The sequence below is a fragment of the Leifsonia sp. 2TAF2 genome (genome assembly GCF_052115085.1).
GTDB lineage: Bacteria > Actinomycetota > Actinomycetes > Actinomycetales > Microbacteriaceae > Leifsonia.
Genome location: NZ_JBFRFY010000001.1, coordinates 667,692 through 679,401 on the forward strand (window position 1 = coordinate 667,692; position 11,710 = coordinate 679,401).

At 68.8% G+C, this 11,710-nt stretch carries 16 protein-coding genes; 10 read left to right on the forward strand and 6 right to left on the reverse strand.

Features of this window, described 5'->3' with window-relative positions:
- The first annotated feature begins 157 nt into the window (after positions 1–157).
- Entirely contained in the window at positions 158–1,195 is a 1,038-nt protein-coding gene (locus tag AB4Z18_RS03190; RefSeq protein WP_441781257.1) for a transporter, read from the forward strand.
- Between the two features lie 18 nt (positions 1,196–1,213).
- Here the strand turns inward: AB4Z18_RS03190 and AB4Z18_RS03195 are convergent, their stop codons facing one another.
- Together AB4Z18_RS03195 and AB4Z18_RS03200 are read right to left on the reverse strand one after the other, a co-directional pair.
- Positions 1,214–1,480 (reverse strand): LapA family protein, encoded by a 267-nt coding sequence (locus AB4Z18_RS03195; protein WP_441781258.1) that lies wholly within the window; start codon positions 1,478–1,480, stop codon positions 1,214–1,216.
- Positions 1,477–2,712, reverse strand: a complete 1,236-nt coding sequence (locus tag AB4Z18_RS03200) for a multidrug effflux MFS transporter (protein WP_441781259.1) — start codon at positions 2,710–2,712, stop codon at positions 1,477–1,479. The genes AB4Z18_RS03195 and AB4Z18_RS03200 overlap by 4 nt, the downstream gene beginning before the upstream one ends.
- Before the next feature lie 119 nt (positions 2,713–2,831).
- Here AB4Z18_RS03200 and AB4Z18_RS03205 point away from each other — a divergent pair, with 119 nt between their 5' ends.
- The 3 genes from AB4Z18_RS03205 to AB4Z18_RS03215 are packed head-to-tail and all read left to right on the forward strand — an operon-like array spanning position 2,832 to position 5,725.
- Positions 2,832–3,911, forward strand: a complete 1,080-nt coding sequence (locus AB4Z18_RS03205; protein ID WP_441781260.1) for an NAD(P)H-dependent flavin oxidoreductase — start codon at positions 2,832–2,834, stop codon at positions 3,909–3,911.
- A 43-nt stretch (positions 3,912–3,954) separates the two neighbouring features.
- Positions 3,955–4,992 (forward strand): alpha/beta fold hydrolase, encoded by a 1,038-nt coding sequence (locus tag AB4Z18_RS03210; protein WP_441781261.1) that lies wholly within the window; start codon positions 3,955–3,957, stop codon positions 4,990–4,992.
- 43 nt (positions 4,993–5,035) lie between these two features.
- Entirely contained in the window at positions 5,036–5,725 is a 690-nt protein-coding gene (locus tag AB4Z18_RS03215) for a methyltransferase domain-containing protein (protein ID WP_441781262.1), read from the forward strand.
- Positions 5,726–5,736: 11 nt separating this feature from the next.
- On the opposite strand, the gene AB4Z18_RS03220 is transcribed toward AB4Z18_RS03215, so the two are convergent.
- The 3 genes from AB4Z18_RS03220 to AB4Z18_RS03230 all read right to left on the reverse strand — a co-directional run bounded on the left by AB4Z18_RS03220 (position 5,737) and on the right by AB4Z18_RS03230 (position 7,580).
- Positions 5,737–5,910 (reverse strand): hypothetical protein, encoded by a 174-nt coding sequence (locus AB4Z18_RS03220; protein WP_441781263.1) that lies wholly within the window; start codon positions 5,908–5,910, stop codon positions 5,737–5,739.
- Between the two features lie 113 nt (positions 5,911–6,023).
- Positions 6,024–6,401: a DUF2200 domain-containing protein gene (locus AB4Z18_RS03225; RefSeq protein WP_441781264.1), complete on the reverse strand. Its 378-nt coding sequence runs from the start codon at positions 6,399–6,401 to the stop codon at positions 6,024–6,026.
- Between the two features lie 9 nt (positions 6,402–6,410).
- Positions 6,411–7,580, reverse strand: coding sequence for a toxic anion resistance protein (locus AB4Z18_RS03230; protein WP_441781265.1), 1,170 nt, complete (start codon positions 7,578–7,580; stop codon positions 6,411–6,413).
- Positions 7,581–7,739: 159 nt separating this feature from the next.
- On the opposite strand from AB4Z18_RS03230, the gene AB4Z18_RS03235 reads away from it, so the two are divergent.
- The gene (locus tag AB4Z18_RS03235; protein WP_441781266.1) at positions 7,740–8,252 is read left to right on the forward strand and encodes a hypothetical protein; all 513 of its coding nucleotides are present in this window, start codon (positions 7,740–7,742) and stop codon (positions 8,250–8,252) included.
- Between the two features lie 19 nt (positions 8,253–8,271).
- On the opposite strand, the gene AB4Z18_RS03240 is transcribed toward AB4Z18_RS03235, so the two are convergent.
- Positions 8,272–8,757 (reverse strand): DUF805 domain-containing protein, encoded by a 486-nt coding sequence (locus AB4Z18_RS03240; protein WP_441781267.1) that lies wholly within the window; start codon positions 8,755–8,757, stop codon positions 8,272–8,274.
- Positions 8,758–8,989: 232 nt separating this feature from the next.
- Here AB4Z18_RS03240 and AB4Z18_RS03245 point away from each other — a divergent pair, with 232 nt between their 5' ends.
- The 5 genes from AB4Z18_RS03245 (at position 8,990) to AB4Z18_RS03265 (ending at position 11,694) form a co-directional block, all read left to right on the forward strand.
- A complete protein-coding gene (locus tag AB4Z18_RS03245; RefSeq protein WP_441781268.1) occupies positions 8,990–9,373 on the forward strand; it encodes a hypothetical protein in 384 nt (127 codons plus the stop codon).
- A complete protein-coding gene (locus tag AB4Z18_RS03250) occupies positions 9,370–9,801 on the forward strand; it encodes a hypothetical protein (RefSeq protein WP_441781269.1) in 432 nt (143 codons plus the stop codon). Before AB4Z18_RS03245 ends, AB4Z18_RS03250 begins: the two co-directional genes overlap by 4 nt.
- Before the next feature lie 149 nt (positions 9,802–9,950).
- A complete protein-coding gene (locus AB4Z18_RS03255; protein ID WP_441782965.1) occupies positions 9,951–10,988 on the forward strand; it encodes a DUF6792 domain-containing protein in 1,038 nt (345 codons plus the stop codon).
- A gap of 26 nt (positions 10,989–11,014) precedes the next feature.
- Complete coding sequence (locus AB4Z18_RS03260) at positions 11,015–11,350, forward strand: hypothetical protein (RefSeq protein ID WP_441781270.1); 336 nt, start codon at positions 11,015–11,017, stop codon at positions 11,348–11,350.
- A complete protein-coding gene (locus AB4Z18_RS03265; protein WP_441781271.1) occupies positions 11,350–11,694 on the forward strand; it encodes a hypothetical protein in 345 nt (114 codons plus the stop codon). The genes AB4Z18_RS03260 and AB4Z18_RS03265 overlap by 1 nt, the downstream gene beginning before the upstream one ends.
- Positions 11,695–11,710: the final 16 nt, after the last annotated feature.

Sequence of the window (11,710 nt, forward strand, 5' to 3'; positions counted from 1 at the left end):
ACGGGTCGCCGCTGAACGCCCGCCGGTGCCGGTCATCCGGACGACGATGCGGTCAGTGTAGGGGCGCGAAAACTAGACAGGCTAGAGGAAGGCGGAAACTTTCACGGGTGCAGGAGGCTGCCCGGGCAGTAACGTTCAGCGAACGAGGGAGACGATCATGACCGACGCGAGAACGACCCCTGCCGGGGTCGCCGGACGCAAGCGCACGGCACAGCGCATCCCGCTCAACACGCTCGCCATCGCCTTCGGCCTCGCCGGGCTCGCCGGAGTCTGGACGACCGCCGGCCGTCTGCTCGGCGTGCCGGAGGCGGTCGGTCAGGCGCTCTGGGCCGTGGCGGCGGTCGGCTGGCTGTGGCTGATCGTCGCCCACCTCCGTCGCGGTGCGCGCAGCGCCGAGTCTCTCGCCGACCAGCTCCGGCATCCCGCGCAGGGGCCGATCGCCGCCCTCGTGCCTGTCGTCGGCATGCTCATCGGCGCCGACTTGTACCGGTTCGTGCCGGTGGCGGGCGCGATTCTCGTCCTCGCGTCCATGGTCGTCGGCGCCCTGTTCGCCGGGTGGATCCTCGCGTTCTGGCACGCCGGCAGCCTCACGCCCGAGGCGTTCCACGGCGGCTACCTGCTTCCCACGGTCGCGGGAGGTCTGATCGCCGCGACCACCGCCTCCCGGATCGGCCTCCCGGGCGTTGCGATGGGTGCCTTCGCGGTCGGCATCTTCTTCTGGATCGTGATCTCGAGCGTCCTGCTGGCCCGGCTGGCGTTCTTCCCGCCGCTGCCCGCGGCGCTGACGCCGACGTGCGCGATCCTGCTGGCACCGCCCGCTGTCGCGGGCACGGCATGGTTCACGATGAACGGGGAGCGCGCCGACGTGGTCTCGGTCGCACTGCTCGGGCTGTTGATCCTGATGGCGCTGCAGCAGGTGGCCCTTCTCACCCGATATCGCGTGCTGCCCTTCACGCTCGGATTCTGGTCGTTCACCTTCCCGCTCGCGGCGGCCGGCGGCTATGGCATCGAGTGGCTGTCGATCGCCGGATTCGCGGGCTGGCAGGTCGTCGCCTGGCTCGTGGTGGCGCTCGTGACCGTCACCGTCGTCGCGATCGGCGTGCGATCGCTGCTGCTCGTGACCAGCGTGCGTCGCGGCGCCCGGCGCGCCGAGAGCGTCCTGCGACGAGCGGACACCGCGGTCGAACGGCGCTGATCCGGCGCTGGCCCGCCCTCAGCGCCGGGCTCTGCGCGCGGCGCGGTTGCGCGCGAGGATCCATCCCGTGATGCCGCCGATCAGGAACACGATCAGGACGAGCAGCCACGTCGGCATCTGCACCTGGGTCCAGAGCACGTAGATGGTCGCCTGGTCGTTTCCGACCCCGTTCTGGATGGCCACGATGACGAGCAGCGCGATCAGCACGATCGCCAGCCACTTCCGTTTCAGGAACCGCACGAACGCGCTCTCGTCTGTGGCCCGGCCGGTTCCCCTGTCGCTCATGCGCTCAGTATGGCGGCGTCCTCGCGCCGAGGGGAGGGGCGTCGTGTGAGCAGGAGGAACGCCGCGCCGGCGAGCACGACCGACACCGTGGTGACGATGCCGAGCGGCAGGATGCTGAGCGCGCCGGCGACCCCGACGAGCGGCGCGGAGATGCCGCCGAACCCGAACCGCACCATCCCGAGCAGCGAGGATGCCGTCCCGGCGATGCGCGGATACTCGGCGAGTGCGAGGGTCGTGGCGGGCGGGGACGAGATCGCCACGCCGCTCGCCAGGGCGAAGAGCGAGACGATCACGACCCAGAGCGGGAGCGGGGTGATGCCCGAGGCGAGGAGTCCCAGACCCCCGAGGCCGGCGACGACGATGCCCACGGTGAGCGTGCCGGAGATGCTCCAGCGCTCGGCAGCGCGCCCGCCCAGGTAGCCGAAGACCATGAAGCCCGCGGAGTTCAGGCCGAAGGCGAGGGCGTAGCCCTGCGGGGACAGGCCGTAGATGTCCTGAAGCACGAACGTGGCGCCGGAGAGGTAGGCGAACAGTGCGGCGTAGAGCAGCCCCTGGCTGAGGACGGCGCCGAGGAACACCCGGTCGGCGAGCAGCGTCCGGTAGTCGCGGAGGGTGTGCGACCATCCGCCGGTCACCCGCTGCCCGACCGGCAGCGTCTCGCGGAACAGCATCAGCGTGACGAGCAGGATGGCGGCCCCGGCCACAGCGAGGAAGATGAACAGCCCGCGCCAGTCGACCACCGTGTTGAGCGCGCCGCCGAGCAGCGGGCCGACGATCGCGGCGAATCCGCCGACGACGGTGAGGCGTCCGTAGAACCGGATGAGGGCCCCACCCGAGTAGATGTCGCGGCCCGCGGCCTGTGCGACGACGATGCCGACACCGCCCGCGAGTCCCTGCGCAAGCCGTGCGGCGATGAGGAGGCCCACCGCCGGGCTCGCGGCGCAGAGTGCGGAGACCACGATGTACGCGACGATGCCGACCATCAGGATCCCACGTCGCCCGAACCGGTCGGACAGGGGTCCTGCGACCAGCTGCCCGAGCGCCAGCCCGACGAGGCACGCGGTCACCGTCAGCTGGGCGACGGAGGTCGCCGCGCCCAGCTCCCGGGTCAGCGCGGGGAGGGCGGGGAGGTACAGGTCCATCGAGATCGGACCGAAGACCGTCAGCAAAAGAAGCAACGACGGGAGCAGGCGGCTGCTCCCCGTGCGGGAGGAGGCGATCGAAGCGGACATGACACCAGCCTCCCGGCCTGTTCGAGCGCGAGGGAGCCCCTGATGAGAGGTGTACCGGCAGGGAACCTTTGGCGGTGCCCGACTTATACTGAGGGCCGCGAACGGTGGGAGGCACCTGGATGGATCTGCGCAGCCTGGTGGCGATCGAGACGCCCGTCGTGCTCGGCCCCTTCGGCGGGATGTCGTCGGTCGCGCTGACCGCGGCCGTGAGCGAAGCGGGAGGGCTCGGCTCGTTCGGGCTCTACGGCCTGAGCGGCGAACGGATCTCCGCCGTCGCGAGCGAACTGAGAGCCCTCACCTCGCGTCCCTTCGCGCTGAACCTCTGGCTGCCGTTCCGGGCACCCGGCGAGCACGCGCCAGCCGGCGTCGATCGCGCCGGCTTCGACCGCGCCGAGTTCGACAGCGCGATCGCGGGCCTCGCCGACCTCTTCGCCGAAGCGGGTGTGGAGCCGCCGCAGTGGCCCGTCGCCCCGCTGCCCGATTTCTCGGAGCAGCTGGAGGCGGCGCTCGCTGCCGAGCCCGCGGTGCTCAGCGTCATCTTCGGCGTGCCTCCGTCGGAGGTCGTCGAGGACGCGCACAGCCGCGGCATCCTCGTGATCGGTACGACGACGACCGTTCCGGAGGCGCGGGCGCTGGAGGCCGGCGGTGTGGATGCGATCGTCGCGTCCGGCATGGAGGCCGCGGGGCACCGTCCCTCCTTCCTCAGCACCCCGGAGGCGAGTCTCGTCGGCGGTCTGTCGCTCATCCCTCAAGTCGTGGATGCCGTGGATGTTCCGGTGATCGCCGCGGGCGGCATCGCCGACCGACGCGGGGTCGCGGCCGCGTTCGCGCTCGGAGCCGCCGGAGTCCAGGTCGGCTCTGCGTTCCTTGCGACGCGGCAATCGGTCGCGCCGGCGGTGCATCGCGACCGCATCCGCGCAGCGGAAGCGCACGAGACGGTGCTCACCCGGGCGATGAGCGGCCGGGCCGCGCGCGGCCTGCCCAACCACGCGGTGCGGGCGATCGAGGAGCGCGGTGGCTCCGCATCCTTCCCGCTGCAGAACATCCTCACCGGCGTCTTCCGCCGCAGGGCCGCGCAGGACGGGCGCGCCGAACTGCTGTCGCTGTGGATGGGGCAGAGCGCCGGCCTGTCACGGTTCGACGACGCGAGCGACGTGTTCGCCGAACTCGCGGCGGGTGTGCCGGAGGCGCTCCGCTAAGCCGACCGGGCCGCCCGCACCGGCCGCGCGCAACAATGGAGCCGTGCAGCAGCACCTGACCAGGGTCACCACCGCCGACGGCACCGAGCTCGCCGTCGCGTCCGTCGGCGAGGGCCGGCCGGTGGTCTACGTCTCGGGATGGCTCAGCCACCTCGAGCTCGGCTGGCAGCTTCCCGAAGAGCGCGCGTTCTACGAGAGCCTGGCCGAGGGATGCCGCCTGGTCCGCTACGACCGTGCGGGATGCGGCCTCTCCGGCCCACTCCGACGTCCGCCCTCGCTCGAGTACGAGCTGGAGCAGCTCGCCGCCGTCATCGCGTCGGCCGGCGACAGACCGGTCGACCTGATCGGCACGTCGCTCGGAGCTCTGGTCGCCGTCGCGTGGGCGGCCGCCCATCCCGAGACCGTGCGCCGGCTGGTGGTCTACGGCGGCTGGGTGTCGGGGGAGAAGGTTTCGCCGCCCGACGCGCGCGAGCACGTGCTCGCTCTGGTCGGGTCGCACTGGGGGCTCGGATCCGACGTGCTCACCGACATCTTCGCGCCCGATGCGCCGGCCGCCGCGCGGTCCGCGTTCGGGCGCTACCAGCGGGCGTCCTCCGATGCCGCTACCGCGCAGGCGTTACTCGGGCTCAGCTACCAGCTCGACATCGCCGACCTCCTGCCGCAGGTGCGCATCCCGACGCTCGTCGTGCACCGGGCCGACGACCGCGCGGCCCCTCTGGTGCAGGCCGCCGCGCTCGCCGAGGGGATCGAGGGCGCGCAGCTGGTCGTGCTCCCCGGGCGCTCGCATCTGCCGTGGGCGGGTGATGTGCACGAGCTGTCGGCGATGATCCGGCGGTTCCTGGGGCTGCGTGTCGCACGGACAGGGCCAGGGAGGCTGACCCCGCGCCAGCGGGAGGTCGCCGAGCTCGTCAGCGCCGGGCGCACCAACCGGGAGATCGCGGAGCGGCTCGGCATCGACGAGCGGTCGGCCGAGGGGCACGTGGAGCGCATCCGGCTTCGCCTCGGATTCCGCTCGCGCGCGCAGATCGCGGCCTGGTACGCGGGCCGGGAGGAGCCGCCGGGACGCGGCGAAGTGGGGTAGTTCCACGCCTGACCGGCCGCCGGCCGCGCGACAGAGTGGTCGCATGACACACCAGGCAGAGTCGGACATGAGCAGCACGACCATCGGCGATCCGGCAGCGACCGGCTTCGAACTCCACCGCGGACGCGGTCGGTTCAACGCGGCGTTCTTCGCCGCGATGGGCCCGTACCTCGACTCCGCCATGCGGCCACGCAAGGAGCGGGTCTTCGCCGGGCTCGCCGGCACGGTCGTCGAGCTCGGGCCGGGAGTCGGCGCCAATCTCCCGTATCTGCCGGCCGGCACGACCCTGGTCGGGATCGAGCCCAACCGCTACATGCACGACCGGTTGGGCGCCGCCGCCGCTGAGTGGGGGATCGCCCTCGACCTCCGGGAGCGCCTGGCCGAACACACGGGACTGCCCGATCAGAGCGTCGACGCGGTCATCTCCTCGCTGGTGCTGTGCTCAGTGGGCGACGTGGATGCCGCGCTGGCGGAGGTCCGCCGCATCCTGCGTCCCGGCGGCACATTCCGCTTCGTCGAGCACGTGGTCGCGCCGAGCGGGACCCCGACCCGCGCGAGCCAGCGGATGCTCCGCCAGCCGTGGGCGTGGACGTTCGAAGGGTGCTCTTGCGAACGCGACCTCGAAGGTGCCGTGCGGTCAGCCGGTTTCGCCGACGTGGAGGTAGAGCACTACCGCATCCACACGCCGTTCCTCCCGTTCAACACCCACATCGCGGGCGTGGCGCGCGCCTGAACGGGATGGGTTCAGTAGTCCTCGCGGCGGTCCTGTTCGGCGTCGACCACGGGTTCCACCTCGGCCAGCTCCTGCAGCGTCGACCGCAGGTGACGCGCAAGCCATTCGTTCGAGGCCTCACCGCTCGCCGTGATCTCGTCGAGCTGCGTGAGGCGGTCTGCTGCTGATCCGCGAAGGTCGTCCACGATGTCCTCCCACCCTGTCGCTGCCGTCCCGTCGCTGCCGTCCCGTTGGGGCTGCGGGGCTGCGTTGTGCTGAGGCTAATCGTCGCAGTCGTCGATGGCTACAGGCGACCTGATCAGCTCCGCGAAGACCGGGCCGGCTCGCCGCCACGCAGGATGGACGACATCTTCTTTCCGCGCGCGACCTCGTCCACCAGCTTGTCCATGTAGCGGATCTGCTGCAGCAGGGGATCGTCGATCTCTTCGACCCGGATGCCGCAGATCATGCCGGTGATCAGCGACGCGTCCGGGTTCATCCGCGGGGCGGAGGCGAAGAACGACGTGAGGTCCCTGCCGTCGGCGATCGCCGCATCCAGCCCCGCACGGTCGTAGCCGGTGAGCCAGCAGATGACGGTGTCCAGGTCATCGCGGCTCTGACCCTTCCGCTCCACCTTCGCGACGTAGAGCGGGTAGATGGAGGCGAAACTCATGCCGAAGAGTCGTGACTGCGCCATGGGTTCAGCCTAGGATCCCTGCTCGCTCGGGCGGGAGCGCTTCAGGTAGTCGCGGGACCGGGCGACCTGCTGGTCGAGGGCGTCCACCGTCTTCGCCATGCTCGCGATAGCGCCCGTGCGATAGGTGTCAATGCTGTCCATCGTCGCGAAGACGTTGTCGAACGCGCGCTGCAGCACCTCGACATCCACCGCGGAGGACGTCTGCTCCTTCTGGACCTGCTCGGTCTGCGTCCGCAGCACCTCGCCGGTGCGGCCGATGAGGGCGTTCGTGCTCTGGTGCAGGGAGGCCAGCTGGTCGATCACGAGTCGCTGGTTCTCCAGCGCCTGCGCCACGACGACCGCCGTCCGCAGGGCCGACACCGTCGTCGTCTTCGCCCGCTCGACGCCCTTGATCAGCTCGACGTTGTTCTTCTTGATCACATCGAGCGCGAGGTACGCCTGCACGGAGACGGCGATCTGTGCCGTGAGGTCCTGGCGCCTCTGCCGGATGGGGAACAGCGCCTCCTTCTCGAGCAGCGTCGCGCGCTCGGGATCGGTCATGCGCAAGTCGGCGGCGGCATCCACCGTCGCGCGGTCGAGGGCGGCAGTGAGCACGACGTACTCGTTCAGCCGTTCGGTGGTCTTCCAGAGCGACGCCCGCTCCTTCTCGATCTCGACGTTGTCGCGCCCGAGCCACTCCTGGCCGTGGTCCAGGGCGGCCACGATGCCGTCGAGCTGCTTCTGGGCCGACTCGAAACGCTGCACGTACTGCCGGAGGCGCCGGCCGCCGGGAAGGCGCGCCAGCATCCGGTTGTGGCCGGTCAGGTGCTGCGGGTCGAAATCGGTGACCGTCGCCCGGAGGTCTTGCAACGTGCGGATGACGCCGTACTGCGGGTCGGACCGCACGGCCTTGCCGCGCGCGGCGGCGAGGGAGGACGCGGGCCGGCTGAGCAGCTGCCGGGAGGCGTCGCTGGAGGCGCGCATCTCGGCGTCGCCGAGGTGCGAGAATCCCGTGATCTTCCGTGTGAACGCGTCGCTTCCGGGTTCCGCGGCTGCGAGCTCGCGGATGAAATCGCGCGCCCGGGTCTCGAGTTCGGCCTCGCGTTCGGCCGAGACGGCGACCATGCCGACAGCCTGCTCTTCTGGCAGCTCGGGGACGGCATCCGGGGGCCGCAGGTCTTCTTCGCGCGTGTCATGCATGAAACTGTTCCTCCCACCTGGTGACAGTCGATGGTGACACGATATATCGCGAGAGGGAAGAGGTGGAGGGGGTCGCAGCGAACGCTCAGGGGAGGATGCCGGAATCCGAACCGGGCGCGTAGCGTTCACTCTGGTGGGGACGAAGGAAGGGACTTCAGGATGACCGACGCCAGCAAGGTGGATGCATCGAAGGTGGATGCGGCGAGCGTGGAGGCACAGACCCGGGACTTCTACGCCGGGCTCGCGGCCGAGTTCCTGCAGCACTACACGCGCGGGCCCCGCTTCGTCGCGGTCACCGGCGTCCCTCAGGCCGATCCGGCCCGCGTGGCCGAACTCTTCGCGGTGGCTCTGCGCGACGCGGGGCAGACCGCTGAGCGCGCGAGCGTGGATGCCGGGACGACGCCCGATGCTTTCCGCGCGGAGGTGGTGACGCCGTTCCGCTCGCGTGACGGCGTCCTCGTGGTGGACGGTCCGGGACTCCTCGGCGCGGACTTCCGTGGATTCTGGAACTTCTCGCTCTGGGTCGAGCACGACCCGGAGCGGAGCCCGGACTGGTCGTTCGTGACCACCGGGCAAAAGGATCCGCTGGGCGCGCCGCGCGAGGTCGCATCCGTCCTGCTGGACGACACCGACCCCGAGCGGCCGCGCCGACTGTGGGCCGACTCCTGCTGAGGAGCCGGCCCGGCTCCCGCTAAGCGCGGGGGCGGTCGAAGCGTGCGCCCTCGGGCTTCGAGGGCAGGATCGTCAGCACGAGCACGATGATGCTGCCGACGAACGGGATGAAGCCGAGGAAGAAGAACGGGCCGGCGAAGTTCGCGTCGTGCAGCCGGCGCCAGGTCAGGGCGAGGTGCGGGACGACGGTGCCCAGACCCCAGACGATGATCAGCAGGGCGGGCAGCCAGAACAGCGGGCCGGGCGTCGAGGTGCCGTCGCCGTTGGAGGTCGCACCTGCGGTGCCGAGCGTCAGCGCGATGACTTCGAGCACGATGGCGACGACGATCGAGACAAGAGCCCACCACCAGTACTCACTGCGGCTGGCGCGGCCGGTGAAGTCCGCATACTTCCTGAAGAAGCGCTGGACGGCCTGCCCGAGAGAGGCGCCGTAGAGCGGAGCCCACAGCGGGGCTTCGCCGTTGGGCGAAGCGGCGGGGGCGGTCGGGTATTGCGGAGACGTCACGAGGAGTCCTTTCCAAGACACGTGTTCTGGGTTATCGGGCGGGCATAGTCAACCGCATGTGAGACCCCTGTGCGTCTTACGTGACGCGGCGTGTCCTGCGTGGCCCACCGGGAAGTCGAGGGGGCGGCGTCCGTTACTGGCCGCAATCGGTGGTGGATACGCCGGATCGGCTAGGGTCATCGGAACTTGTATTGGTACTGGTACGTCGGATGCTTCCGGGTGAGGAAAGGCGATGGGACGACTGCGACGTGTGGCGGTGGCCGTCGGCGTCAGCGCGCTGGTACTGGCCGGGATCAGCGGCTGCACCTACATCACAGATGCGCTGGCGCAGAAGAGGACGTTGACGGAGAACTTGGAAAATCAGCGGATTTCGGCTCAGAAGTTCATCAGCAACTGGCCGACTGTGGAGATCATCGAGTTCACCCGGGAGGGCAGCATCGACGGATCGGGGGAGTGGTCCACCAACGCCATCGTCACCATTGAGGGCAAGACATATGCCGAAATCATCGGGCCCTGGGAGACAGTAGGCGACGACCTACCGGGTCCGCCAGATTCGTTCTCACCGCAGGCCGTCACTGTGAAGTACAGCGACGGCACGTCGGAGGTACTCGGGTGAACGCAGTCGATGGCACCGGGCGGCACTTCCTACGTTACGGAAAGACAAAAAACGGGGCACGTCTTGCGCTGATCGTCGCCATGATCGCTGCGCTGCTCGCCGGGCTCAGTGGATGTTCATTGATAGGAGATGCCTTGCAGCAGAAGACGACACCACAGGAGAACTTGGACTATCAGCGAACGACGGCTTTGAAGTTTAAGAGCAGATGGCCGAACGTCGAGGAAATCACCTTCACTAGAGAGGGAGCTATCGACGGATCAGGTGAGTGGACAACCAACGCGATCGTGACCATCGATGGCAAGGAGTACCAAGAAATCCTCGGCCCCTGGGCTACTGGAGGTCAGCCGCTTCCGACGCCTCCGACCTCGTTCGTATCCACGCCGGTCACGGTCAATTACAGCGATGGGACCTCGGAGGTTCTGGAATGACGACTGAAGAGGACTTCGAGTCGATTTCCCGATGGGCTTACAAAGTGGACCCGCTGGCTCAGAAACCGCCACTTCGTGCCGGGGAAGAGTTTCATACGGACGACGATCTCGGGAAGCAGAAGTGGAGAGTCATCAACGTCTCCGCAAACGTGGAGGACGGTTTCCAGGGCATGGCCGTTGTTCCCATCGTGAATGGCGTCGAGGACTATTCGCAGGTCTCCATCGCGTTCGCCGGTACGAACTTCGCCGATGCTCACGATGTCGCCACCGACGCCGGAGTGGTGGCCGGGACCCAGACCGCCCAGGCCGAGGATGCGAAAGTGTTCGCCGCGAAGGTGAAGGAGCTCGTGCACAAGGAGCACCCGGAGGCTGCCTTCACGACGGTGGGGCACTCGCTGGGCGGCTTTCTCGCCCTGCTGGTCGCGGCCGAGAATCGGTGGCCGTCGACGTCGTTCAACGGCCCCGACCCGTGGCGGGTGCTGTCGCCGAAGGCGAAGGAGTGGCTGAAGGCGCAGAAGGCGGCGGGAACGAACCCGCTGAAGAACTACGTGAACCGCTTCGACACGGTCGGGAACGCTCTCGGGAACCAGACGGGCGCGGGCATCTTCGTCTACGACGATCCCGACGGCTCCCTTCTCGGCTATCACAACATCGGCAAGGACAACGCGGGAAAGCCGCAGGCGTTCCGGTTCGGCCCCGGCGGCGAGATCATCGGCGCCGGGTGCAAGCCGGTCGATTTCGGGGTCATCCTCTACAACCTGGGCCAGACTTCGGCCGCTCAGGCGGTGTGGAGCGTTCAGAAGGACTCGCCGTATCCGAAGGTGCTCGTGGCGATGGAGCCGGCGCTGGAGTTGGCGAAGAAGATCGGCGGCCTGTCCGAGCAGCTGAAGACGATCAAGACCGCGAACGGCGGCGTCGAGTCCGAGATGGAGAAGGCCCTGCGTGATGCGAAGAATCTCTACATCTCGATTCACCCGACGATGACCGAGTTCGATATCGAGAACAGTGTCGTGACGCATCAGCTGTCAGTGCACGAGAACCTGGACCGCGACGCGGTGGCGTCCGTGAACACGCTCGTGGATCGCCACCTGACGCTGGTGACCGCGCTGGAGGACGGCATCAACAATGCCGTCGTCAACACCCTGGCGCAGGACGTCCGCGCCGCAGCGGAATTCGCTGGTCACTAGAAGCACACTCCCCAGAAAGGACGACCGTGGCCGACTACAACTCCGACCGCAACCCGATCGCCGACATCCTCTCTCAGAAGGCGAAGCCCGACGCCACCCGTGACGCGTTGGATGCCGAGATCCGTCGCGCGCGCGTGAACCTTCTCGATTCCGTCTTCCCGCCGGACGTCACCCAGCGCTACGCCTCCATCAGAGCGGAACAACTGAAGACGGTGAGCGAAGCCGCCCGCCAGATCTCCTCCGTCCTGGCCGCAGACGTCAGCGAGGGCATCCTCTCCGGCGCGGTCGCCCACAAGGTGAAGGACGGCATCGCCGAGCTCACCTCCCACAGCGGATACTCGCAAGGAATCGAGAGCATCTGATGGCGGCCTACTCCACGCTCGGTGCCCTCGAGGCCGCTCAGGACGAAGCGACGTCGGCGGCACGTCGCCGCATCGAGGAGGCGGAGGAGCACCTCAGCTTCTACCGGTCGGAGACGACGAAGATGCTGGAGGCGTTCTACGCAGTGGCCGACAGTCAGGGGCTCACCTACCATCCCGACTTTCGATCCAAGTTCCAGAAGGTCGTCGACTCCACCGACGAGAATGTCCGCGCGGCGACCGACGTCATCCTCGAATTCGACGAGGAGCTCCGCACAATGACCGCTGTGCAGGCCGACGAGCGCGACGAGTTCCTCGCACAGCGGTCGGAGAATACCGCCCGCTGAACCCGGCCGCCCGCCC

Excerpts from the sequence above, each read along its gene's own strand:
- AB4Z18_RS03190 (WP_441781257.1), top strand. The coding sequence starts at position 158 with ATGACCGACGCGAGAACGACCCCTGCCGGGGTCGCCGGACGCAAGCGC.
- AB4Z18_RS03195 (WP_441781258.1), bottom strand. The coding sequence starts at position 1,480 with ATGAGCGACAGGGGAACCGGCCGGGCCACAGACGAGAGCGCGTTCGTG.
- AB4Z18_RS03200 (WP_441781259.1), bottom strand. The coding sequence starts at position 2,712 with ATGTCCGCTTCGATCGCCTCCTCCCGCACGGGGAGCAGCCGCCTGCTC.
- AB4Z18_RS03205 (WP_441781260.1), top strand. The coding sequence starts at position 2,832 with ATGGATCTGCGCAGCCTGGTGGCGATCGAGACGCCCGTCGTGCTCGGC.
- AB4Z18_RS03215 (WP_441781262.1), top strand. The coding sequence starts at position 5,036 with ATGACACACCAGGCAGAGTCGGACATGAGCAGCACGACCATCGGCGAT.
- AB4Z18_RS03225 (WP_441781264.1), bottom strand. The coding sequence starts at position 6,401 with ATGGCGCAGTCACGACTCTTCGGCATGAGTTTCGCCTCCATCTACCCG.
- AB4Z18_RS03230 (WP_441781265.1), bottom strand. The coding sequence starts at position 7,580 with ATGCATGACACGCGCGAAGAAGACCTGCGGCCCCCGGATGCCGTCCCC.
- AB4Z18_RS03235 (WP_441781266.1), top strand. The coding sequence starts at position 7,740 with ATGACCGACGCCAGCAAGGTGGATGCATCGAAGGTGGATGCGGCGAGC.
- AB4Z18_RS03245 (WP_441781268.1), top strand. The coding sequence starts at position 8,990 with ATGGGACGACTGCGACGTGTGGCGGTGGCCGTCGGCGTCAGCGCGCTG.
- AB4Z18_RS03265 (WP_441781271.1), top strand. The coding sequence starts at position 11,350 with ATGGCGGCCTACTCCACGCTCGGTGCCCTCGAGGCCGCTCAGGACGAA.